This is a genomic window from Lentibacillus cibarius (genome assembly GCF_005887555.1).
GTDB classification, from domain to species: Bacteria; Bacillota; Bacilli; order Bacillales; family Amphibacillaceae; genus Lentibacillus; species Lentibacillus cibarius.
This window is the reverse complement of the sequence record NZ_VCIA01000001.1, coordinates 1,007,980-1,031,002: the sequence shown is the minus strand read 5'-3', so window position 1 is coordinate 1,031,002 and position 23,023 is coordinate 1,007,980. Positions and strand designations below refer to the sequence as shown.

The following is a 23,023-nucleotide window of genomic DNA, read 5'->3' as shown; positions in this document are numbered from 1 at the left end:
GTTGTAAAATACTTAGGGACTAAGGCTAGGAGACGGATTTATCAAAGCGGACGGGACCTGGGACAAGGTGCTTGTCCCCGCGTCTCTGCTTAGAGGAGGAAATTTTCTTTATGGAGGAAAGGGATCAACTGGCTAAGACGTTAAAGCCGCAATGGGTTTGGGCGATTGCGTTAGGATCAGCGATTGGCTGGGGGGCGTTTGTACAGCCGACTGTATGGATGAGTGGGTCCGGGCCGCTTGGAGCTATTATCGGTTTTGGAATCGGTGCAGTTTTAATGATGATTATAGCTGTTAGTTACGGTTTTCTAATTGAGCATTTTCCGGTTTCCGGCGGAGAGTTTGCTTATGCTTTCCTGGGCTTTAATCGTAATCACGCCTATGTGGCAGGATGGTTTCTAGTTTTAGGATATATATGCATTGTTGCTTTAAATGCGTCTGCGCTGTCTCTGGTAATCAAGTATATTTTTCCGGCTATTGCTGAACAGGGTTATATGTATAGTGTAGCGGGATGGGATGTATATTTTGCTGAGGTAGTTATTACCAGTGTTGCGCTGATAGTTTTTGCCTTTATGAATGTACGAGGAAGTACGGTATCAGGCCAGTTACAATATATATTTGTCATTTGCATGCTTGTGGGGGTAGGAATTTTATTTGTTGGCTCTGTTTTTCATCCATCTACTTCAATCAGTGGCATGCAGCCGTTATTTAAACCCGATGTATCTATATGGTCAAGCGTTATAGTGATCGTGGCCATCGCGCCATGGGCATTTGTTGGTTTTGATAATATACCTCAAGCAGCGGAGGAATTTGACTTTTCACCAAAAAAGGGGTTTATGCTAATTATTTTATCCCTCCTGTTTGCAGGTTTAGTTTATATCTTTATGATTACTGCAACGGCCATCGCAGCACCTTGGCAAAACATGACGAACTTGCAGTGGGGAACAGGGGATGCTATGTCCGGCTTGTTCGGAAAATTTGGTATATTAATTCTGGCTGTAGCTCTAACCATGGGCGTGTGTACAGGGTTAAATGGTTTTTATGTGGCGAGCAGTCGTTTGTTGTTCGCAATGGGACGTGCCAAAATCATTCCTAGTGTTTTTGCGAAATTGCATCCTACACATCGGACACCATATGCGGGTATTATTTTCACATGTGCTGTTTGTCTGATATCGCCCTGGTTTGGCCGGCAAGTGCTAACATGGATTGTTGATATGTCCTCTGTCGGTGTAACAATCGCATATATTTACACATGTATTGTTGCATTTAAACTGTTTAAATGGTCAAATGAATCATCGCTGATTGATCAATATAGAACCCTTCCGTCGGTCGCGGCACCAGTTAAGAAAATGCTTAGTCTGTTTGGTGCTTTGATAGGCTTTGTTTTTCTTGGTTTATTGCTTATCCCCGCTTCACCAGCGTTTATGGGGGTACCGTCGTTAATTGCTTTAGCCATCTGGATTGTAGTCGGCACTGGTTTTTTCATTTTCAAAGGACCTGGGTTCAATAAAATTGAGTACAAACAACTGGAACACCTAATTTTAGGTACAAATGGAGAGGACGAGGACGCTGAAGCTAGTAGTAGCTGAGTGAATCGGAGGGGCAGACTCTTCATTTTACTAAGAAACTATAGAAATAGTTGAACGCGCCGAAGAAAGCAGTTTATTAAAATAGGTGGTTATAAAAAATGGGGGGCATGGAACTTGTCTCCCCCCATAACTAATTCCATGTCCCGGTTTAAATGGTTTTCAGCAACAATTTTTTCAGCAGAGGGGAGAAGTGTTCAGGCAGTTGGGTGACGGTTGGGACCATGATGCGTTCGTGACCGTAAATGTTTTTCATCATGGTGTCGTCTTGTTCGCTGATGTCACCTTCCGCCAGAAACATACCGATGACCTCGATGTTTTTTTTGCGTGTTTCAAAAACAGCCTGATTCGTGTCAACGATACCATTTTCTGTATAGTCTGATGCAGCTGGCTGGCCGTCGGAAAAGACAAGCAGAAACCGATTCTTCTCACTGCGGGTTTCGAGTTCTTCGCTAGCGATGCGAATGCTAAAGCCGTCACGGTTGTCTTCCTGCGGCTCTAGTTGCATAATCTTGGCGCCGTTATCCTGATAAAGTGAATCACTGAAAGAATGGATCACATGAGTGTAGTTGGGCTGATACTGATTTTTAACTGCTGTCGCTTCTTCCCAAAAGCCTATGATAGAATGTGGGACGTTCAGGTTCTTAAGTACTTCGTGGAACAAGACAATCCCTTTTTTGGTTTCTTCCATCTTGTTCAGCATCGATGCTGAGCAGTCCACCATTAGGGTAAAGGCAGCATCCATCTCTTTTGATTTTTCATTTTTCTTATAAAACAACCGAGGATATTCGTCAGTTACGGCGGATAGTAAGTTTTTCGAAAGTCGCCCGGCAATTAGATTCTGACGAGGTGCTGTCTGTTTATGTTCGAGTACTTTCTCAATCGTTTTGGAAAGCCGGCGCTGAAACGGAGCAATTTCCTCGGCATACATCCGGTACAACCGCTGATCTTCTTCAGATGGTTTTTCAGCATGTTTGATCACGTTGAACGCATTTTGATTTTCCTTACTATAGTTTCTGCTAGATGATGCATCGTTTGAACTGTTCTGGCGTTTTTCCATCGCTTCCATGTTAGAGTAGTCGTTTTGTTCACTTTCACCCGATGATCCTTGAATGGATGCCATTGCCTGATCACCTTCTTCGGTTTCACGTGCCCCTTCTCCCATCAGGGTGGAGCGGCTACCCTGGTCGAGCTCGAATTGCATGAAGTTCTGCTCTTGACCGGTATTCTTCCGTTCTTCGTGCCATGTGGAGAATTGCTCGTCAAACGTATCGCTATTTTCCTCGCTGACATCGTCTTCTGTACTATCATTGGCTAACGGATCGGTACGAGTGAGCTCATCAAACGCATTTCGGGCAGTTAAGCGTTCAAGTTTAGCAATTGGAAAAACGAAATAATCATTGATCATGTCCGTAACGTCATCTGGCAGCCGAGAAACAATCGATTCACTAATCCGAGTGACTTCACGTGTGCTACGTGCGTCAAACAGTTGAAAAAGCAGTGGTTTCAGCACATCTAGTTGATCTGTCTGTCGCTTGTTTGCTGCCGGAAAGGACGGATCAGGTTTATCAGATTGGATAAGCAGATAAATAAGGCAGTACAGTTCATCCAGGGAAAAGCCACGTGTGACGTTAGTTTGCAGCTGCTGATGGAAGAACGCCTTTAGATAATTTCTACGTATAGCGAATAGTTCTTTTGTGCCGGGGCGTTCTTTTTTGACCATTTCTTCAAGGCGGATATCTTCAAATAATGTAAATAGTTGACCGGCAAATTTCGGGAATGGTGATTCGGAAACAACATCCATATAGTCCCGCATCACAGGAATATCAGCATGATGAAGGGTCCCGACTGTCCGCAATAAAATATCCGTTTTAAGGCCGGCGACTTGAACTTGTTTATTGCCGATTCCCCAATTCGCACTGGCTGTTATCCGGCGATTTTCGATATCAATAGCTGATCCATAAGCGTAGTCAAAGGTTAAGTCAGGAATACCGGACAAAACGTTGGTTAAATCCTGCAACTGCAGGTACAAATGGGTATCGATGTTCGTATCACGGAAACGATACATATGAATTCTCCTATCCGAATAATGTTTCAGCCATGGTGATGACGAATGCTTTTTCCCTATCTTCATCAAGTTTATCGGCGATGGCGCGGCAGATAGCCCGTTTTGGCGGGATCATCGCAGCTAAATCGCATGCATCGAGTAATGCACGAATCGAAGCAGCGTCTTCTGCCAGTTTTCCTTGAGCGACCGCCTGGATCAGATCACCGGAAAGCCGAACAAACAAATCGATGGTAGGGTTGTCCTGTAGCCGGCTGTCATCCTGAATTAATCGTTTTAATTGTTCGCCTTGCAAATATGGAATGTCGATGACGATGAAGCGATTTTTCAACGCCTCGTTCAGCGGTACCGTGCCAATATAGCCTTCGTTGATCGCAGCAACTACCCCGAAACCGTCTTTAGCTGTAATGATTTCTTCAGTGAATGGATTTGTAATTGTCCGCCGGTAATCCAGCACACCGTTGATGAGCGGAAGTGTTTCCGGTTTGGCCATGTTAATTTCATCGATGTATAGAAAAGTACCGTGCTTCATCGCATTCGTAACCGGACCGGGAACAAATTCAATGATTTGTCTGTCACCTTCATAGTCGAGTGTCTTGAATCCCATTAGACTTTCCGCATCCAAATCAACCGAGCAATTGACGTTGAACATCGGTTGGTTAAATAAGTTGGAAAGCGTTTCGGCAAAGCGGGTTTTCCCGGAACCAGTCGGCCCTTTCAAGAGAACATTTTTGCCCATACTTAAGGCAGTAATTGCATCAATCAGCAGATCCATATGGGGAGGCACATACCCACCATCCCGAATGAGATCACCTAATTCATGATTATGGTTTCGTCTGTTTTCCTTTATTAAATGCCTAATCGCCTCAGGCAACTGTGTATATTGTGTCATCATCGTACTCCTTTCCACACACATTGTAACCCCTTGAGCACAGAAAAAGAAAGTGTGCCATTTCAGCATATGTTTTGGCTAAGTTATGTTATCATTTTCTTTTCAAACAGCAGCTATCTGCCTCATGAAAAAGGCTTTTTTGAACAAACTAAAGGAAAACGAAATGGAGGGTTTGGATGAAGGAGAATCATGCGAACAATGGCAAGTTTAGCTCAGCACAGACCAGTCGTGATGAAATGCTGGAACAAAGCCGTCTTTCCGGGCTGACTTATAATGAAGCGAAGGAATATATCGCTAGAACCACAGGAGGTCATGGCACAAATATCTATAGTGACACTGATGTTGAAGAGGTAAGACGGAAGAATCAGCAATCGCAAAACAACAAGTGAAAATGATGCGTTTATGAAAAACAACGCCGGCATCTCTGTAATATCGAATGCCGGCGGTTTTTTGACTGTCCGTGGAAGTGGCTCCGGCTCATATTGCAAAATCAACTGAATTAACACAAGTCTTGAGTTTCCATTGGTGAGCTTTGAAGGCAATGTGTCCTTCAGTACGGAAGGTAATATGCCCTTCATTTGCTTTGTCAAATATTCGTGCGGAGAATGTTTCTTCTCCTTTATTAAGAAAGACTTCCACTGATGAGGTGTCTTTATACACTTGTATATGACTTAGTGCGCTTAAATGACAGTGCCTTTTTTCGATCCCTTTTTGGTCAAAGCGCATTCGCTCTAATGTGCATGTACGTGTTGTTTCATCATAGGTAAAAGTAGTTGTCCCGAACATTATTTGAAAGCGACTGGCACTCCATTCCTCAATGCTCAACTGTAATTCGAACGTATTGTCATACGGATACTTAAGCTTTTTTTCTTCATCCTTAAGTGTAACATGGAGATGAGAACAGTCACTCGTTCGTAACTTGGTAAGCTCTTCAATAGGGTGTTGGCGTATTTTCCCGTCCTTGTATTCCAAGGTGCGGGGGACGGTGAGGGCATGCACCCAGTCATATTTAGCGGTTGGATGCTGTGTTTCCCCGTCTTCAGCATTTCCCATCCACGCTATTAAGAGTCGCCTTCCGTCTGATGCTTCAGTTGTCTGGGGGGCATAAAAATCAAAGCCACGATCCAACTCGTTGAATTCCCCATGCTCATATGAAACAGATGCATAGTCAACCGAACCGGATAAATACCCAGCTTGATAAATATTGTTAAAATAATACCCATTCGGTTCTAGCCCTTGTGGAGATATGATGAGAATATCAGAATCTCCCAGTTCGAATAAATCCGGGCATTCCCACATATAGCCAAGCCCTTCCGTTCCAAAATCAGCTGAACCGGCCAGTTTTCCTTGAAAGGTCCATTGCCTCAAGTCCTTAGAAGCGTATAGCACAACTGCACTTTCAAGGTTTTGTGTCTGTGCACCAACCACCATGTACCAACTGTTGTTTTTATAAAATACTTTTGGATCTCGAAAGTGAGGAGTATACCCGTCCGGCAAATGGATGATAGGTCCTTCTTTGTAAAAATGATGCCCATCCTTCGATATAGCCAGACATTGATAAGACTCCCGATCACCATGCTTGTTTTTTACATTACCGGTATAAAAAATATAAAGCTTATCATCATTTACGATGGCACTTCCCGAATAGCATCCGTCTTTATCATACCATTGGTCCGGAGCCAATGCCGGTGTTGTCAGTTTCCAGTGAATTAAATCGTCCGAGATATAATGTCCCCAGAACTTTTTCCCGTGGTTTGTTTCAAATGGGTTCCATTGAAAAAAAAGATGGTACCGGCCTTGAAAAAAAACGAACCCATTTGGATCATTGAGCAGACCGACCGGTGCCATCAGATGGTAGTGCAAGCGGTAAGGATCAGCCGTCACATGCTCCTGATGGTCCTTCATATAGTTCCAGGCCTTCGTGATTAGTGATGTTGATTGATTCATTGATGTTGCATCCTTTCTGAAAATCCCTGATAGACGTCAACTTGACAGTGGATACCAGGGATTTTGTCCTTTTTCATTTAGGCAGATTAGTTCATCAGTGTTTAAGTGTTTGTTTGCTTACGATCACCGTCCGAGAAGCCGAAAAGCCATGTCAGAACGAAAGCAACAACAATAGCAACAATGTTTACAAAAATATACTGCAATACTTGGCCATTCAGGTATAAAAGTGTACCCGGGATAACCGTGATTGCCATGCCAGTTCCTTTTAGCCCAAGAATAGATGCGATAAAACCACCGACTCCACCACCAATGAGTCCGGCCACAAATGGTTTAACATAACGCAAATTCACCCCAAAAATAGCTGGTTCCGTGATGCCAAGAAACGCGGAAAAGGATGACGGTAGGGCTAGTGCTTTCAATTTGGCTGATTTCGTCTTCATACCAACCGCAAGCGCTGCCCCACCTTGTGCTGCAACAGATGAAGTGATGATAGCGTTATAAGGGTTATTTCCAAATTTCTCAAGTAACTGAATCTCCATTAAGTTAAAGATGTGATGCACACCAGTAATGACAATAATCTGGTTCAATCCGCCGATTAAAAAACCGGCAATGCCAAATGGCACATTCAAAACAGCAAGCGTTCCCTGTAAAATATACTCCTCAACCGTATGAAAAATTGGGCCAATAACAAACAAGGCAGTAATGATCATAAGCAGTAATGTTAAAAATGGGGTAACAATTAAATCCAGTGATTCTGGAACCCGCTTACGAATAAACTGCTCGAGTTTGGCTCCAAGAATGCCCGTGAAAAAGGCTGGTAATACAGCCCCTTGGTAGCCAACAACAGGAATAAAACCGAAAAAGTACAATGGTTCAGTTTCGGTTGCCACATTCCACGCGTTCGGCAATTCCGGACTAACAAGCATCAATCCAAGGACAAGCCCAATAATTGGGGTTCCACCAAAAACTCGGAATGTCGACCACGCCACTAAGGCAGGTAAGAATATAAATGCTGTATCGGTTAAAATTCGCGTGAACAACAGAAAGTTATCTGAAATATCAGCGGGAGTCATGCCAAACAATGCTAAAATTTGCTCTTGCATCACAAGCCCACGAACACCCATGAACAGACCGGTAGCTACAAGAACCGGGATGATTGGAACAAAGACATCGCCCAATGTACGAATCGCACGCTGCAGTGCGTTTTTATCCTTCGCGGCCGCTTTCGATTGTTCGGATTTATCGGTTGCATTAACTCCAAATTTGTCCACTTCGTTGTAAATTTGATTCACTGTTCCTGTCCCAAGGATTACTTGGTATTGGCCGGAATTAAAGAAAGCACCTTTCACTTTATTTACGTTTTCCACTGCTTCTTGGTCAATCTGTTCTTTGTCAATGACCATAAACCTAAGCCGGGTGGCGCAATGGGCGACGGACTGAATATTCTCTATTCCACCAATAGCCTCAATGAGTTCTTTAGCAATTTTTTTATTTTCAGCCATTCTGATTCACTCCTTTTTGGATTTATTATTCCCCTGGAATCGATTCCATAATGAACATAATAGAAACCCTAGCAATTGAACGCTGGGGCATCTTATCTCGGTCAAGCGCTCCTCTGGAATCGATCCCACCTCATGTCCAAATAATCTTTCACCTTGTTCGTCGAGGGATGGGCAAGTTTATGCTAATCGTTCCCTTATAGGTAATTGGCAACAGATAACGATAGCGGGCCACTTTGTTCGTTTACTGATTGTTTTTGTTGAATGTGAGTGAAATCGATTCCATGTATTTATCATACACTATCACGGATACTCAGTCTATAGTCGAGAACAATTTTTTCATGTACCTCTGTACTACCGCTTGCTTGTGATAGAATTTGTCTGGCAGCATGCTCTCCAGCTAGTTCATATTGGTATTCCACGGTTGTTAAAGGCGGGTCAATGTATGTTGCGATTTCAGACGCTCCTATTCCAGCAACAGCAATATCAGTGGGGATGCGAAAATCAGCTCGTTTCAGAAAGCTGATGGCTCCGACTGCCAATCGATCTGTTGCGGCAAAAACAGCACTTGGGTGATTGGGTTGCTGTAGTATTCTTTGCATGGCGTCGTGACCGGAATCAATGTCAAAAACGGCTTCCTGCATCCACTCTGATTTGACGGGAAGCCGATGGTGGTTCATCGCCTTTAGATACCCTTGCTTACGCATATATCCAACAGCACGGTCTGTTTCGTCAACACCGATAAATCCGATACGAGTATGACCTTGACTGATTAAATAAGACGTCAGCTCCATTGCAGCACCTTCATCATCATTCACAACGCTTATAATGCCTTCAAGTTCTTGACCAATCACAACCACAGGTACCGAAAGTGTGTTGAGCTTTTCCACCAGCTGTTGCTGTGTATTCGTGCCCAGCAGAATAATACCGTCAACTTGACGAACTTGTAGCAAATCAAGGTATTCGAGCTCTTTTTTTCGATTAAGATTGGTCGTCGCGAGTAAAATTTGATATCCGTGCTTTGCCAACTCATGGTCAATACCGGCAACGATTTTCCCGGATGTTTCCGTATGGATAGTTGGGACAATGACCCCAATGACTTTTGTTTTCTTTGTGCGAAGTGATTTGGCATGTTCACTTGGCACATAGCCTGTTTTTTCGATAACTTGGTTAATTCGTTTCCTCGCCTCCTCGCTGACATAACCGGAATTATTTAATGCGCGGGAAACGGTCGAGCGGGACACATTTGCCATTTCTGCGATTTCTTTAATGGTATGCACCGGTTCTCCCCCCTTTACAAGTAGTTGTCTCTAGACGAATCATCTTTGCCTAGGATGATGGCAAATGATAAAGTGAGTAATATCCACATGATAACACAGGGAGGCAATAACGATGAAACAGGGCGCCATTATGCTGGGAGAAGCTTTAGTTGACTTCATTCCAGCCAATTCGACAAATACCACTTTTCAACGAAGTCCAGGTGGAGCACCTGCCAACGTTGCAGCAGGTCTGGCACGACTTGGCGAGAAGGCAACATTTCTAGGAAAAGTGGGCGACGATGTACTTGGAAAATTTATGAAAGACACCCTTGCCTCGTTTGGAGTTCGAACTAATCAACTGTCGTTCACCCGTGCATATCGGACAGGGTTGACGTTTGTAACCAATACAGCAGACGGTGATCGCAGTTTTGACTTCTACATTGACCCAAGTGCTGACCGGTTTCTTGCTTCATCAGATATTGATGAAACAGACTTACTAAGACATAAAATCCTGCATATTGGTTCTATTTCTTTGATACAGGAACCTGCAAGACAAGCGACTAGGCATGCTGTCAAACGGGCAAAAGAGAATGGTATGCTTATTTCTTACGACCCTAATTTGCGGATGATGCTCTGGGAGTCGGAGGAACAGGCACGCACGGCGATTGTATCAATACTGCAAGAAGTTGACATTTTAAAACTGTCTGAAGAAGAACTGACATTTATAACCGAAAGTAATTCCTTTGCAGAAGGGGTGAAACAACTCGCTGTGTATAATATCCCATACATTGTCATTACGCTTGGGGCAAAAGGTAGCTATGTCATTGCTGCGGGAAAGTCAGCGTATGTACCAGCGATGAATGTAACCGCAGTGGATACAACTGGTGCCGGCGATGCTTTCGTATCAGCCATGCTATATTGTTTGTGCCAATTTGAGAAAAGTCTGGACAAGCTTACGTTAGAGGATGCTAAGCAAATGGCGGAATTTGCAGCCATATCTGGTGCATTAACAGCCTCCACGAAAGGTGCTATGCAGGCATTGCCAACTCTGGCAGAAGTGAAGCAATATTTATAAGTGGCAACCTTAGGCTGGACGTATCAGTACAGGCAGTTGAAACGCCATCACTGACATCGTGGAAAGAGCAGAACTATGGTGCGGTAGTTTCGCTCATAAAGATGTAGGTTGCGGGAAACATAAGGGTAATACTGGTTTAGGAGGCTTGAGGAAATGTCTGAGAAAAATAAAAATCGTAACAAGGATAAAGGCAACCAAAACAATAAAAACAGATTTATGAGACAAAAGCCTGATCCTGACATGGAGCTTGCAGAGGACAGAGAGTTTCTTAATTTAGATAACAAACGCAATAAGCGACATGACCGTTAATTTAGCTTCTTGTTCCGGACTGGGAGAGTAGTGTACCTTTGATTTACCTCCCCCTGTCCGGGCCATCATACCCTTTCTCCCCCGGATTGCCAAACCAGGGGGGTTGTCCCCTTGGTTTTAGAATCTCTGTCGATAATCACGTTGGAAGACGCTCATGGTGATGAGGTCGTGGTAGCGGCCGTTTACAAATGCGTGCTCAGGTAGTTCGCCCTCAAACCGGAATCCAGCTTTTTCATAAATATGGATAGCCTTTTCGTTTATTTTATCAGTGTATAAGAACAGCTTATGCAGATTCAGTACGTTAAACGCGTAATCCATTGCCAGTCTTGTGGCTGTGATCGCGTAACCGTTTCCTTGGTGGTTGGGGTCAATCATGATGGCAAATTCCGCATTTCTATGTCGCTGGCTGATGGAGAATATACCTACAAATCCAATCCGTTCTTCGTTAGAACATAAAATAAACTCCCGGTGTTCTGTACTTTCCAGATTGTTTTCGAATTGGTTTTTGATCAGTTGGTATGAATAGTGTGATTCAGCAAACCAATAATCCATCACATTCGGGTCATTGTAAAGCTTGTGCAAAAATTCCAAGTCATCTTTTTCCAGTGATCTAAGCCGCAACTCCTGCTGCATTGTTGTTCCCCCATTCGTTTATTGTAATGTTATTATCGTATCAAAACTTGGACTGACCGTCACTTGCTACCAATCGGATCGGAAGCGTTATTTCATTAGTTGACTAGCAAAAAGTATATGGATGTATTATAATAGAAAAAGGTAATTACAAAATCATAGAAGATAGGAGGTGCAGCAAAATGGAGCAGTCAGAACTGCAGCAAATTTTAGGAGCATTGAATGATTTTTCTCGTACAATCAAAGAAGAAATGCAATCGATGGAACAGCGTATATATAGCGAAATGCAAACAATGGAACAGCGTATATATGGCGAGATGCAAACAATGGAACAACGTATATATGGTGAGATGAAATCGATGGAAGAACGGATGGACGAGCGGTTTGAGAAGATGGATAAACGGTTTGATAAATTGGAGAAAAAAGTTGACGGGCTTCGTGTGGATATGACGGAAACACAGGAAACGGTTGATTACTTATCAAGCAAAAATCTACAGCATGAAAGAAAACTTCGCACCATTCTTCAGTCTTAAAACTGCTGATTGAATCTTAAATTAGCTTTCAACTTGTAATCCAACTCCACCCCACGAATTAACTTCACCACCGTTCCTGAAAAAATTTCCACCGGTTCCAGAGAAGACGAAACCGAAAACTTCTTAAAATAGTAATGTTGTTTCTTTAGCCTAACATTTTTTAAAAAGTAATATTAAATTTTTCGCATTTTTATAGTATAATAGATTTATAGACTTAAAAATAGTATGAATTCTATAAGTTTGCTCGCTCGAATTTTTCAGCTTTTTAATTTTGAAATATGAATACGGTTGCAACGAGCAGATTTACAAATTTGGACTGAAGGAGTTTTCAGCATGACAAATGTGACAAGGGATTTTTTTATCGGTTTATCAAACAATCATTTCTTAAATGCACAGGCAAAAAAGTGGGGATTCGTCCTTGGTGCGGATAAGTTTGTTGCAGGCACAACTGTGCAAAGTGTCGTAGAAGCTGTCAAGTCACTGAATGAAAAAGGTATTAGCTGTACGCTTGATAATTTGGGTGAATTTGTTTCAGATAAACAAGAGGCAACGGAGGCTAAAAATCAAATCATTCATATATTAGAGGCTATCCATTCGCAACAGCTGGACTGTCATTTATCAGTAAAATTAACCCAGCTGGGATTGGACATTGACCAATCGTACTGTATCGAAAACATGAAAGAGATACTGGATACAGCTGCGGCATATAATATTTTTGTCAATATTGATATGGAAGACTATACACACTATGAGCAGACACTAGAAGTGCTAGAGGTTCTCCGTGAGCGTTATGACAATGTTGGAACCGTTATCCAGTCGTATCTTTATAGAGCACAGGAAGATATGGATAAACTGAAAGACGTGCGTATACGGTTGGTTAAAGGTGCTTACAAAGAAGGAGAAGACGTCGCCTATCCCAACAAGCAGGATATTGATCTTAATTTCATTAGACTTGCGAAACAAAGATTGCTAGGGAATACATTCACATCCATTGCTACACATGATCATCATATTATTGAGGAGCTAAAGACATTTGTAGCAGAGAATGCCATTAGTACGGATGTGTTTGAATTTCAGATGCTTTACGGGTTCCGCAATGACATGCAAGATAAGTTGGCGGAAGAAGGCTATAACTTCTGTACGTACATTCCATTTGGTGATGATTGGTTCGGCTATTTCATGCGCCGCCTGGCAGAACGCCCGCAGAACTTAAATCTAGTCATGAAGGATGCCTTATATACGGAAGATAATAAATTGAAAAAAGGACCTGTTATTGCTGGAGGTGCCATTGCGGCAGCATCCGCACTTGCCATATGGCGCAGAAAAAATAAAGATAAGGTATCATCTTAGTGGAAAATTATTAAACCTATAATCATTTCTTGCATTTGAAAGGTAAACAACCCCCGGATATGTTGTTATCCCGGGGGTTATTATCGTCTGTAGCAGTCTAGCCTTATGCTTGTGCTGTATAAGAAAATGAAATCAATATCAGTCCGTTCATACAGTGGCTTTAAGACTCTGTAGATCACGTTCTTCCACTGGCATTACCCAACCAAATGGGTCGATTGTTTTACCGTACTGGATGCCTGTCAGGGTATCATATAGCTTTTTAGCGACAGCGCCTGTTTTCCCACTGTTAATGTTCAGGCGATGTTCACCCCAGACAAGCTCTCCTATTGGTGAAATAACAGCAGCGGTTCCTGCACCGAATGCTTCTTCCAGCTTGCCTTCCTGGTGTGCTTGGAACACCTCATCCATGGAGAGTTTCCGCTCCTCGACCGGAACGTCCCAGTGTTTTAAAAGTTGGATGACTGAATTTCGTGTAACCCCCTCAAGAATACTTCCGTTTAACGCAGGTGTCACTACTTTCCCGTCAATTTTGAAAAACACATTCATACTGCCGACTTCCTCGATATATTTCTTTTCTACACCATCTAGCCATAGCACCTGCGCAATGCCTTCTTCTGCTGCCTCCTGTGCCTTAAGACTTGCTGCATAGTTTCCGCCGGTTTTCGCCTCACCGGTTCCGCCTTTCACGGTACGTACATATTCGCTTTCAACGGCGATTTTAATTGGATTAATCCCTTCTTTATAATAAGCACCGACTGGCGATAAAATAATCATAAATTTATAATGACGTGCTGGCGCAACACCAAGAAACGGCTCGGTGGAAATAATAAATGGCCGAATATACAGTGATGTGCCCTCAGCCTTAGGGATCCATTCCTTTTCTAATGCTATTAGCTGCTTCAAAGCTTTCAATGCAAACGCCTCATCAATCGGCGGTATACACAGGCGGCTGTTGGAATGATTCATCCGCTTGAAATTGCGTTCAGGCCGGAACAATTGTGCATTTCCCTCCGCTGTCAAATAAGCTTTCATTCCTTCAAATACGGACTGGCCATAGTGAAAAATCATAGCTGACGGATCAATCGTTATCGGCTCGTATGGAACAATACGTGCATCATGCCAGCCCTCTCCTTCTGTATAGTCCATTACAAACATGTGGTCGGCAAACGTTCTGCCAAACTCCAACTCGTCATCGCGCGGTTTTTCTTTGCGTGAAGAACAGAGATCTATTTGAATAGCATGTTCCTTCTCCATGTCCCCATCCCCTTGTGTAAAAAGTTGTATCCCATATTAGAATAAAATTCGCGCAAAAGCAAGCCCAATTTAAAATTTTTCACAAAATAGCCAAAACAATTGCGGGCACCGGTTCCAAAATACGAGCATTTATGATAAGATTCTCAAATATTTAATTATTAGGTTATTGGAGGAGGATTCAGATGAAAGTGTTGGAAAAGGTCAGTAATTTTGCAGGAAAGACATTTGCGGTTTGGGTGATTGTATTTTCAGTATTAAGTCTTCTCTCACCGGAAAGTTTTGCCTGGATTGCCCCGCATATTGCACTGCTATTAGGAATTATTATGTTTGGAATGGGGCTCACGTTGACACTGGACGATTTTAAAGGCGTTGTACGTGCACCGAAAAGTGTGTTAACGGCCGTTGCAGCGCAATATACTATCATGCCGCTTCTTGCGTTTGGACTTGCTGTTGGTTTTCAGCTGCCTGCAGAGGTTGCGGCTGGAGTCATTCTGGTTGGCTGTTGCCCAGGGGGAACGGCGTCCAACGTGATGACATTTCTGGCGAAAGGGAATACAGCACTTTCGGTTTCAGTCACAGCGGTATCGACAGTGCTTGCACCAGTTTTAACACCGATGCTGACATGGTTGTTTGCCAGCAAGTGGCTACCGGTATCCGCAGGCGATATGTTTATCTCGATTGTGCAGATTGTATTAATCCCTGTTGTGCTGGGTGTTGTGATTCGTATTCTATTCAGCCGGCAAGTTGACAAAAGTGTGGCAGTGCTGCCGCTTGTATCGGTAATTGGCATTGTTGCAGTAGCTTCCGCTGTTGTAGCGGTCAATCGGGAGTATATTCTTACGACAGGTATGCTGATTATGACAGTTGTTATGCTGCATAACGTGTTAGGACTTTTCATTGGTTATCTTCTGGCAAAGCTGTTCCGATTCGATTTGCGAGATCAAAAAGCTGTTTCGATTGAGGTTGGTATGCAAAATTCTGGACTTGGTTCGACGTTGGCACTCGCCCATTTTGCTCCAGCAGCAGCAGTACCAAGTGCCTTGTTCAGTGTCTGGCACAACATTTCCGGGCCGGTACTGCAACATGGTGGGGAAAAAAGGATGCAGAGAAAACAGTCGGCCACGATGATCATTCAAAAGCAGGCTAAAACGAGGTAGCACAAAGAACAACAAGCGAGCCTGTGCAGATCAAATTTTCGAAACAATAGTATGTTTAAATAAAAAATATTGAACGATTTGAAAATTAGGTCTATAATTACTCAAAAAGGAAGGTGGACTGCAGGATGGAAAAAGATTTACGAATTAAAAGTCAAGTGTTCAGTGATAATACGATGCGTGCTCCGAACCGTGCTATGCTAAGGGCAGTAGGTGTAACTGACGAGGATTTTCAAAAGCCGATGATTGGTGTTGCCAGTACATGGAGCGAGGTAACACCATGTAATATTCATATTGATGATCTTGCTGTAAGTGCTAAAAAAGGGGCGAGAGAAGCGGGTGGCACGCCGCTCATTTTTAATACGATTACCGTTTCCGACGGCATTTCCATGGGGACACAAGGCATGCGTTATTCACTACCCAGCCGTGATCTCATTGCCGATTCGATTGAGACAGTTGTCGGTGCCGAAAATTTGGACGGGTTTGTTGCCATCGGTGCTTGCGATAAAAACATTCCCGGCTGTATGATTGCCATTGCCAACGCCGATGTTCCGGCCATTTTTGTCTATGGTGGAACTATTTCGCCGGGTTCGCACAATGGTAAAGATATTGATATCGTGTCTGTATTTGAAGGGGTTGGCAAGCACAATAATGGCGATATCAGTGATGAGGAACTAAAAAATATTGAATGCCGTGCATGCCCTGGTGCGGGTGCATGTGGCGGTATGTATACGGCGAATACGATGGCATCCGCTGTTGAGGCAATGGGGATGAGTTTGCCGGGAAGCTCGTCGAACCCTGCTGAGTCTGATGAAAAAGCAGAGGACTGTGCTAAGGCGGGTGAAGCCGTTTACAAGCTTCTGGACAAAGGTATCTATCCGAAAGACATCATGACAAAAGAGGCATTTGAGAATGCCATGACCGTTGTGATGGCACTTGGCGGGTCGACCAATGCCATTCTGCATCTGCTTGGAATGGCTCATGCGATTGGTGTCGACATCACGATTGACGATTTTAATCGGATTCAGGAAAAAACCCCACATCTGGCTGATTTAAAGCCGAGCGGGAAGTATGTTATGCAGGACTTGCACCGAGTCGGAGGTGTACAAGCCGTCATGAAACGCTTGTATGAAGCGGGATATCTGCATGGGGACTGTCTGACGGTTACTGGAAAAACGGTTGCTGAAAATCTTGCTGATGCACCATCACTGGCAGCGGATCAGCAGATTATCGCACCGCTTGACAATCCTAAACGTGCCGATGGTCCACTGATTGTCCTGAAAGGTAACCTTGCACCTAAAGGAGCTGTTGCCAAAGTATCCGGAGTCAAGGTGAAACGACACACAGGCCCGGCGCGTGTCTTTAACACTGAACAGGAGGCAACGGATGCGGTCAGACGAAATGAAATACAGGAAGGCGATGTGCTCGTTATCCGCTATGTTGGACCAAAAGGTGGGCCTGGTATGCCTGAAATGCTTTCTGTATCCAGCCTGCTTGTTGGTAAAGGGCTCGGTGAAAAAGTTGCCCTATTGACTGATGGCCGTTTTTCAGGTGGGACACATGGGCTTGTTGTAGGTCATATCGCACCAGAAGCACAGACCGGTGCACCTATCGCGCTTTTGCAGGAGGGTGACAGTGTTACGATTGATTCAGAGAAAAAAGAAATATCCGCCGCTATCTCTGAGGATGAATTTGCTCGGCGAAAAGCGGAATGGATCGCACCGCCATTGTACAAAAAAGGTGTCTTGGGTAAATATGCCCATAACGTATCTTGTTCGTCTAAGGGTGCAGTAACTGATTTCTTGGATCAGGATGAATAATTCAATATCACATGAAATAACTCCAGTTCGGATTACTGGAGTTATTTTTATGTGATTTTGCCACAGATAACGTTTCATTGAGGGTGATGCGATTGGCACAGCCGTTACTCATCAGGTTTAGGGGCTGCAGAATGCCATTTAGGGAAAAAGTGGGTATATTTTAAAGGATTTAGAGAAAAGTCCACTTTGTAACAAAATTGAAACATTTATGCGAAGTTTTGACATGCTGTCGATGTAAGCGTATACAGTATTTTCAACTTATGTGAAGTATCAAAAAAATTTAAAAATACTGTTGACTCTTTTCTAAAACCGTTATATGATTATCGGCAATACAAATTATAAAAGCGTACAAAGCATTTAATAAAATAAGCTCCAACACGATGAAGGGATAAAAGGAACATGTAGCTATGCACTCACAGAGAGCCGGGGTTGCTGGAAGCCCGGAAGTGCATGATGTTCCGACATCTTCCCTGAGTGCCGTGTCGAACGGGTTATCCTACTAGGCAGGGCCGGGTGCTGGTATTTTGCACCTGTTATCAAAATCGCAGCTGTTCTGTTGTCAGCTGGTAAGGTAGTATTCGCGAGAGTGCTATAAAACTGGGTGGTACCGTGGAAAGATGACTCTTTTCTCCCCAATGATTCTGTAATGATACAGTTTTCAGGGAGAGAAGGGTCTTTTTTCGTTTGCAAGATTGTGATTTACGTTGGCACTTGTTCAAAAAGAACGATTGCCGGGTTTAAAAGTATAAAAGGAGGCGAGCACAATGAGTGTAAAGGTTGAGCATCAATTGGAACAAGTGGAGGAGAAGGTAACCGGTGCCGATGTGCTTATTCAGGCACTGGTAGCAGCTGGTGTTGATACCGTATTTGGTTATCCGGGTGGGGCGGTGCTGCCAATCTATGATGCGCTGTATCAAAATGACACCCCGTTTAACCATGTGTTAACAAGACATGAGCAGGGAGGCGTGCATGCTGCTGAAGGTTATGCGCGTGTTACTGGTAAGCCTGGGGTTGTCCTGGCAACTTCCGGACCCGGTGCAACCAATCTAGTGACCGGGATTACCGATGCCATGATGGACTCACTGCCGCTGGTTGTCTTTACCGGTCAGGTTGCCACAAATGTTATCGGGACAGATGCATTTCAAGAATCAGATGTGATGGGCATTACCACACCGATCACCAAATACAATTATCAGGTCAGGGATTTAAAAGAACTGCCAAGGGTCGTCAGCGAGGCATTCCATATTGCATCGACCGGACGTCCGGGACCGGTAGTGGTAGATATTCCGAAAGATATTTCGCAGACGGTCACGACTCGTAAAGATGAAACAACATCGTGCCATTTACCTGGTTATCAGCCGAACACGAAACCTAATCCGTTGCAAATTGTCAAATTGGCTGATGCCTTAAGCCGGTCAAGAAAACCGCTGATTCTCTCGGGTGCAGGTGTTGTATTTAGTGGAGCAGCTGATTTGTTAAGACAATTCGCTGAAAGAAACCAGCTGCCGGTGGCAAACACGTTGCATGGCCTTGGAAGTTTTCCGGGAACCCATGATTTGTCATTGCAGATGGCTGGTATGCACGGCAATTACACAGCCAACATGGCCATTTATGAATGCGACTTACTTATCAATATCGGGGCACGGTTTGATGATCGGCTTACCGGAAATCTGAAGCATTTTGCCCCAAATGCAAAAGTTGCCCATATCGATATTGATCCAGCTGAAATCGGCAAAAATGTTGAAACAGAAATACCGATTGTAGCAGACGCCGCCGAAGCGTTACGAGCGTTACTTGAAAAAGATATTACCACCCTTGAACACGATGCTTGGATAGATACGTTGGAACAGAACAAACGTGATTATCCACTGTGGTATGATCATGCCGAGGAATGTATATCACCGCAATGGCTAATAAAAGAAATATACCGCGAATCGGATGGGAAGGCAATTGTAACAACAGATGTCGGGCAGCATCAAATGTGGGCCGCTCAGTTTTACAAATTTGATCAACCCAAGCGTTGGGTCACTTCAGGCGGATTGGGAACAATGGGATTCGGTTTTCCGGCAGCAGTTGGAGCACAAATTGGTGCACCGGATGAACTTGTGGTTTCCGTTGTTGGGGATGGCGGTTTTCAGATGTCCAGTCAAGAGCTGTCAGTCATTAAGGAACGGCAGTTGCCCGTTAAAGTAATTATCGTCAATAACCAGTCACTTGGTATGGTGCGCCAATGGCAGGAAAAATTCTTCGATGAGCGGTATTCAGAATCAATTTTTTCAGAAAATCCCGATTTCGTAAAATTGGCCGAATGTTATGGCATACGCGGTATGCGGGTAGAGCAGGAAGCCGAATTACCAGGAGCGCTTGCAGAGGCTTTCCATCATGATGGCCCCGTTGTTGTTGATTGCCGTGTGGTCCAGATGGAATGCGTCTACCCGATGATTGCTCCGGGTAAGGGTATCCATGAAATGATAGGGGTGACAAAATGAAACGCGTAATAACAGCTGATGTTCAGGATCATAGTGGTGTACTCAACCGAATTACTGGCATGCTCCATAAACGTCAATTCAATATTGAGAGTATTTCAGTGGGCAAATCGGAACGTGTCGGGATATCCAAGATGACATTCGTTGTCAATGTTAGTGACGATCAAAAACTGGAGCAGCTGACCAAACAGCTAAATAAGCAGATTGATGTGCTAAAAGTCAAAGATATTACTGATCATGCGATGGTGGCACGGGAGTTAGCCCTAATAAAGGTTGTAGGAAGCGGCCAGACGCGTGCTGAAATACAGGGGGTTATTACCCCGTTCCGTGCCTCTCTGATCGATGTCAGTAGGGATAGCTTGACAGTGCAGGTGACCGGGAAGCCGGATAAAGTAGAGGCACTGATCTCTCTTTTAAGACCATATGGCATCAAGGAGCTGGCGCGAACTGGTGTAACAGCATTTTTAAGAGGCCAGCAGCCACAGGAAGTTACTGATCTTAATACACATCTTGCCTGACAGGATGGTAAAACACACATTACAAAATCAAGGAGGATTTCATTATGTCAAAAGTACTTTATGAAAAAGACATTCAAAAAGAGGTATTGCAGGAGAAAAAAGTGGCGATTGTCGGTTATGGATCACAAGGGCATGCACATGCCTTGAATCTAAGGGAAAGCGGTTATGATGTCATTGTCGGTCTCAGACCCGGAAAATCTCAACAAAAAGCTGAAGAAGATGGATTTGATGTTTTTCCAGTAGCCGAAGCCGTCCAAAAAGCGGATGTCGTTATGATATTACTGCCTGATGAGCACCAGCCAACTGTTTTTGAAGAAAGCATTAAACCAAATCTGCAACCTGGTAATGCAGTTGCTTTCGCACACGGCTTTAACGTTCATTTTTCCCAGATTGTTCCTCCGAGCAACGTAGATGTTTTTCTTGTTGCACCGAAAGGACCGGGCCATCTTGTTAGACGTACGTTTGAAGATGGTAGCGGTGTACCGTCCCTGTACGGTGTTTACCAGGATGTTACCGGCAAATGCAAGGAGGTCGCACTTGCTTATGCACAAGGCATCGGTTCAGCCAGAGCCGGCGTTCTTGAAACGAGTTTTCAGGAAGAAACGGAAACCGATTTGTTCGGGGAGCAAGCCGTTCTGTGTGGCGGTATGACCAGCCTTGTCAAAGCTGGCTTTGAAACATTAACTGATGCTGGATATCAACCGGAAGTAGCTTATTTTGAATGTTTGCATGAGATGAAACTCATTGTTGACCTAATGTATGAAGGCGGATTGGAAAATGTGCGCTACTCGATTTCAGATACCGCCCAGTGGGGTGACTTTGTTTCCGGTCCACGTGTTATTAATGATGAAACAAAAGCACGGATGCAGGAAATTCTTAATGAAATTCAGTCAGGTGCATTTGCTAAAGGATGGGTTTTGGAAAATCAGGCGAACCGGCCGGAATTCAACGCCATCAATGCTAGAGAGAAGAAACTGCAGGTAGAACAAGTTGGAAGGGAGCTGCGTGAGTTAATGCCTTTTGTGAAACAGCCGCTACAGGAAGAGCAAAAAAATAAGCAAAAGGATGTGAAGGCGCATGTCACGAATTAAAATTTTTGATACGACACTAAGGGACGGCGAACAGTCACCAGGGGTCAACTTAAATAAATTGGAGAAACTTGAAATTGCCAAACAGCTTGAACGCCTTGGAGTGGATCGGATGGAGGCAGGATTCCCTGCTTCCTCCCAGGGTGACTTTGAAGCGGTTAAGGCGATTGCCGAGACCATCACAGAAACGTCGGTTACAGGACTGGCTCGTACAACCAAATCCGATATCGATACTGCTTGGGAAGCCTTGAAATATGCGGAAGAACCGCGTCTGCATATGTTTTTGGCGACGTCCCCGATTCATATGACGTATAAATTAAAAAAGACACCAGAGCAGGTAATTGACAATGCCGTCAGTATGGTCAGCTATGCCAGGGAGAAATTTCCGCAAGTGGAATGGTCAGCAGAAGATGCATCACGTTCGGATTGGAGCTTTTTGGCCCAGATCATTGAACAAGTAATTGATGCCGGCGCAACCGTTATTAACTTGCCGGATACAGTCGGCTACACGACACCAGACGAATACGGGAAAATGTTCCGCTATCTCCGGGAAACGGTCCCGAATATTGACCGGGTAGAGCTGTCATGTCATTGCCACAATGACCTGGGAATGGCTGTTGCCAATTCAATTGCGGCCGTTGAGAATGGTGCAACACAAGTAGAAGGCACGATTAATGGTATCGGTGAGCGGGCAGGAAACGCATCCCTAGAGGAAGTTGCTGTAGCATTACGTGTCCGCGCTGATTACTATCCATACAGCACTGGTTTAAAGCTGGATGAAACAAAGCGAACGAGTGATTTAATCGCTAAATTGACCGGTATGTATGTGCAGGCAAATAAAGCAGTCATTGGACGTAATGCCTTTTCCCATGAAGCTGGAATTCATCAGGATGGCGTGCTGAAAAACAAAGAAACCTACGAAATTATCACGCCGGAAATGGTCGGTGTCACGGCTAATACGTTGTTTCTCGGTAAACATTCCGGACGACATGCATTCCAGGACCGGGTTCGTGAGCTTGGTGTTGAACTATCCGAAGACAAATTGCAAGAGGCTTTCAACATGTTTAAGCAGCTGACCGATCATAAGCGGGAATTTACAGATGATGATTTGTATACGATTCTGATGGAAGTCCAGACTGAAACATCGGCAGTTAATAAATATGAGTTGGAAATGTTCCAAGTACAGTATGGAACGTCCAATATTCCAACGGCGACTGTCTCACTAACGACACCGGAAGGCAGCACAGTGCAGACAGCTTGTACAGGAAATGGAAGTGTCGAGGCGCTGTATAAGACGCTGGATTCCTTAATCGAGGAAGAATTGCAGCTTACTGATTACCAGCTTAACTCGGTTGGACGCGGCAAAGATGCGCTTGCAGAATCGCATGTGCAGCTTTCAGTCAATGGGGAGACAATGAACGGAAGAGGAACAGCACAAGACGTACTGGAAGCCTCTGTGAATGCCTTTTTAAATGCAGTCAACCGCTATTTTATTCAAGCGAAAGCGCCAAAAGAAGAAGTGGTTAAGTAAACGTCAAGAAAATCAGCTATTACTGCAAAG

19 protein-coding genes are annotated in these 23,023 nt (G+C 44.0%); 12 read left to right on the top strand and 7 right to left on the bottom strand.

The genetic code is table 11. The features are described from left to right. The first annotated feature begins 110 nt into the window (after positions 1–110). Complete coding sequence (locus tag FFL34_RS05025; protein WP_138602051.1) at positions 111–1,586, top strand: APC family permease; 1,476 nt, start codon at positions 111–113, stop codon at positions 1,584–1,586. A 148-nt stretch (positions 1,587–1,734) separates the two neighbouring features. On the opposite strand, the gene FFL34_RS05020 is transcribed toward FFL34_RS05025, so the two are convergent. Beyond that, complete coding sequence (locus tag FFL34_RS05020; RefSeq protein WP_138602049.1) at positions 1,735–3,651, bottom strand: vWA domain-containing protein; 1,917 nt, start codon at positions 3,649–3,651, stop codon at positions 1,735–1,737. Positions 3,652–3,661: 10 nt separating this feature from the next. After that, entirely contained in the window at positions 3,662–4,540 is an 879-nt protein-coding gene (locus tag FFL34_RS05015) for an ATP-binding protein (RefSeq protein WP_138602047.1), read from the bottom strand. Between the two features lie 176 nt (positions 4,541–4,716). Here FFL34_RS05015 and FFL34_RS05010 point away from each other — a divergent pair, with 176 nt between their 5' ends. After that, positions 4,717–4,929, top strand: a complete 213-nt coding sequence (locus tag FFL34_RS05010) for a hypothetical protein (protein WP_138602045.1) — start codon at positions 4,717–4,719, stop codon at positions 4,927–4,929. A gap of 88 nt (positions 4,930–5,017) precedes the next feature. On the opposite strand, the gene FFL34_RS05005 is transcribed toward FFL34_RS05010, so the two are convergent. The 3 genes from FFL34_RS05005 to FFL34_RS04995 form a co-directional block, all read right to left on the bottom strand. Then, positions 5,018–6,487, bottom strand: coding sequence for a glycoside hydrolase family 32 protein (locus FFL34_RS05005; protein WP_138602043.1), 1,470 nt, complete (start codon positions 6,485–6,487; stop codon positions 5,018–5,020). 101 nt (positions 6,488–6,588) lie between these two features. Beyond that, complete coding sequence (locus tag FFL34_RS05000; protein WP_138602041.1) at positions 6,589–7,989, bottom strand: sucrose-specific PTS transporter subunit IIBC; 1,401 nt, start codon at positions 7,987–7,989, stop codon at positions 6,589–6,591. A gap of 290 nt (positions 7,990–8,279) precedes the next feature. After that, positions 8,280–9,266 carry a LacI family DNA-binding transcriptional regulator gene (locus FFL34_RS04995; protein WP_138602039.1) on the bottom strand — a complete coding sequence of 329 codons (987 nt, stop codon included), beginning with the start codon at positions 9,264–9,266 and terminating at the stop codon, positions 8,280–8,282. Positions 9,267–9,378: 112 nt separating this feature from the next. Between FFL34_RS04995 and FFL34_RS04990 the strand changes: the two genes are divergently transcribed. After that, positions 9,379–10,320, top strand: coding sequence for a carbohydrate kinase family protein (locus tag FFL34_RS04990; protein ID WP_171046276.1), 942 nt, complete (start codon positions 9,379–9,381; stop codon positions 10,318–10,320). Between the two features lie 153 nt (positions 10,321–10,473). After that, positions 10,474–10,629, top strand: coding sequence for a hypothetical protein (locus FFL34_RS18160; protein WP_171046275.1), 156 nt, complete (start codon positions 10,474–10,476; stop codon positions 10,627–10,629). A gap of 117 nt (positions 10,630–10,746) precedes the next feature. Here the strand turns inward: FFL34_RS18160 and FFL34_RS04985 are convergent, their stop codons facing one another. Continuing rightward, a complete protein-coding gene (locus tag FFL34_RS04985; RefSeq protein WP_138602035.1) occupies positions 10,747–11,262 on the bottom strand; it encodes a GNAT family N-acetyltransferase in 516 nt (171 codons plus the stop codon). Between the two features lie 179 nt (positions 11,263–11,441). Here FFL34_RS04985 and FFL34_RS04980 point away from each other — a divergent pair, with 179 nt between their 5' ends. Both FFL34_RS04980 and FFL34_RS04975 read left to right on the top strand, forming a co-directional pair. Continuing rightward, positions 11,442–11,792 carry a hypothetical protein gene (locus FFL34_RS04980; protein WP_138602033.1) on the top strand — a complete coding sequence of 117 codons (351 nt, stop codon included), beginning with the start codon at positions 11,442–11,444 and terminating at the stop codon, positions 11,790–11,792. Between the two features lie 333 nt (positions 11,793–12,125). Beyond that, complete coding sequence (locus tag FFL34_RS04975) at positions 12,126–13,142, top strand: proline dehydrogenase family protein (RefSeq protein ID WP_138602031.1); 1,017 nt, start codon at positions 12,126–12,128, stop codon at positions 13,140–13,142. Between the two features lie 147 nt (positions 13,143–13,289). On the opposite strand, the gene FFL34_RS04970 is transcribed toward FFL34_RS04975, so the two are convergent. Beyond that, positions 13,290–14,396, bottom strand: coding sequence for a branched-chain amino acid aminotransferase (locus FFL34_RS04970; RefSeq protein WP_138602029.1), 1,107 nt, complete (start codon positions 14,394–14,396; stop codon positions 13,290–13,292). Between the two features lie 182 nt (positions 14,397–14,578). Here FFL34_RS04970 and FFL34_RS04965 point away from each other — a divergent pair, with 182 nt between their 5' ends. From FFL34_RS04965 to FFL34_RS04940, 6 genes are all read left to right on the top strand, one after another. Continuing rightward, positions 14,579–15,553 (top strand): bile acid:sodium symporter family protein, encoded by a 975-nt coding sequence (locus tag FFL34_RS04965; RefSeq protein WP_138602027.1) that lies wholly within the window; start codon positions 14,579–14,581, stop codon positions 15,551–15,553. A gap of 125 nt (positions 15,554–15,678) precedes the next feature. Further along, on the top strand, positions 15,679–17,370 hold the full coding sequence (gene ilvD, locus FFL34_RS04960) for a dihydroxy-acid dehydratase (protein WP_138602025.1): 1,692 nt from the start codon (positions 15,679–15,681) through the stop codon (positions 17,368–17,370). A gap of 764 nt (positions 17,371–18,134) precedes the next feature. Then, complete coding sequence (gene ilvB, locus FFL34_RS04955; protein WP_138602023.1) at positions 18,135–19,859, top strand: biosynthetic-type acetolactate synthase large subunit; 1,725 nt, start codon at positions 18,135–18,137, stop codon at positions 19,857–19,859. Then, positions 19,856–20,374 (top strand): acetolactate synthase small subunit, encoded by a 519-nt coding sequence (gene ilvN / locus FFL34_RS04950; RefSeq protein WP_138602021.1) that lies wholly within the window; start codon positions 19,856–19,858, stop codon positions 20,372–20,374. The genes ilvB and ilvN overlap by 4 nt, the downstream gene beginning before the upstream one ends. Positions 20,375–20,418: 44 nt before the next feature. Continuing rightward, positions 20,419–21,465, top strand: a complete 1,047-nt coding sequence (gene ilvC, locus FFL34_RS04945; protein WP_138602019.1) for a ketol-acid reductoisomerase — start codon at positions 20,419–20,421, stop codon at positions 21,463–21,465. Further along, positions 21,452–22,993 (top strand): 2-isopropylmalate synthase, encoded by a 1,542-nt coding sequence (locus tag FFL34_RS04940; protein WP_138602017.1) that lies wholly within the window; start codon positions 21,452–21,454, stop codon positions 22,991–22,993. Before ilvC ends, FFL34_RS04940 begins: the two co-directional genes overlap by 14 nt. Positions 22,994–23,023: the final 30 nt, after the last annotated feature.

What these genes read in the sequence shown, in the direction of transcription:
- FFL34_RS04985 (WP_138602035.1), bottom strand. Translation starts at nt 11,262, where the DNA reads ATGCAGCAGGAGTTGCGGCTTAGATCACTGGAAAAAGATGACTTGGAA.
- ilvN (WP_138602021.1), top strand. Translation starts at nt 19,856, where the DNA reads ATGAAACGCGTAATAACAGCTGATGTTCAGGATCATAGTGGTGTACTC.
- FFL34_RS05020 (WP_138602049.1), bottom strand. Translation starts at nt 3,651, where the DNA reads ATGTATCGTTTCCGTGATACGAACATCGATACCCATTTGTACCTGCAG.
- FFL34_RS05025 (WP_138602051.1), top strand. Translation starts at nt 111, where the DNA reads ATGGAGGAAAGGGATCAACTGGCTAAGACGTTAAAGCCGCAATGGGTT.
- FFL34_RS04970 (WP_138602029.1), bottom strand. Translation starts at nt 14,396, where the DNA reads ATGGAGAAGGAACATGCTATTCAAATAGATCTCTGTTCTTCACGCAAA.
- FFL34_RS04975 (WP_138602031.1), top strand. Translation starts at nt 12,126, where the DNA reads ATGACAAATGTGACAAGGGATTTTTTTATCGGTTTATCAAACAATCAT.
- FFL34_RS04940 (WP_138602017.1), top strand. Translation starts at nt 21,452, where the DNA reads ATGTCACGAATTAAAATTTTTGATACGACACTAAGGGACGGCGAACAG.
- FFL34_RS04980 (WP_138602033.1), top strand. Translation starts at nt 11,442, where the DNA reads ATGGAGCAGTCAGAACTGCAGCAAATTTTAGGAGCATTGAATGATTTT.
- FFL34_RS05010 (WP_138602045.1), top strand. Translation starts at nt 4,717, where the DNA reads ATGAAGGAGAATCATGCGAACAATGGCAAGTTTAGCTCAGCACAGACC.
- FFL34_RS18160 (WP_171046275.1), top strand. Translation starts at nt 10,474, where the DNA reads ATGTCTGAGAAAAATAAAAATCGTAACAAGGATAAAGGCAACCAAAAC.
- ilvC (WP_138602019.1), top strand. Translation starts at nt 20,419, where the DNA reads ATGTCAAAAGTACTTTATGAAAAAGACATTCAAAAAGAGGTATTGCAG.
- FFL34_RS05005 (WP_138602043.1), bottom strand. Translation starts at nt 6,487, where the DNA reads ATGAATCAATCAACATCACTAATCACGAAGGCCTGGAACTATATGAAG.
- ilvD (WP_138602025.1), top strand. Translation starts at nt 15,679, where the DNA reads ATGGAAAAAGATTTACGAATTAAAAGTCAAGTGTTCAGTGATAATACG.
- FFL34_RS05000 (WP_138602041.1), bottom strand. Translation starts at nt 7,989, where the DNA reads ATGGCTGAAAATAAAAAAATTGCTAAAGAACTCATTGAGGCTATTGGT.
- FFL34_RS04990 (WP_171046276.1), top strand. Translation starts at nt 9,379, where the DNA reads ATGAAACAGGGCGCCATTATGCTGGGAGAAGCTTTAGTTGACTTCATT.
- FFL34_RS05015 (WP_138602047.1), bottom strand. Translation starts at nt 4,540, where the DNA reads ATGACACAATATACACAGTTGCCTGAGGCGATTAGGCATTTAATAAAG.
- ilvB (WP_138602023.1), top strand. Translation starts at nt 18,135, where the DNA reads ATGAGTGTAAAGGTTGAGCATCAATTGGAACAAGTGGAGGAGAAGGTA.
- FFL34_RS04965 (WP_138602027.1), top strand. Translation starts at nt 14,579, where the DNA reads ATGAAAGTGTTGGAAAAGGTCAGTAATTTTGCAGGAAAGACATTTGCG.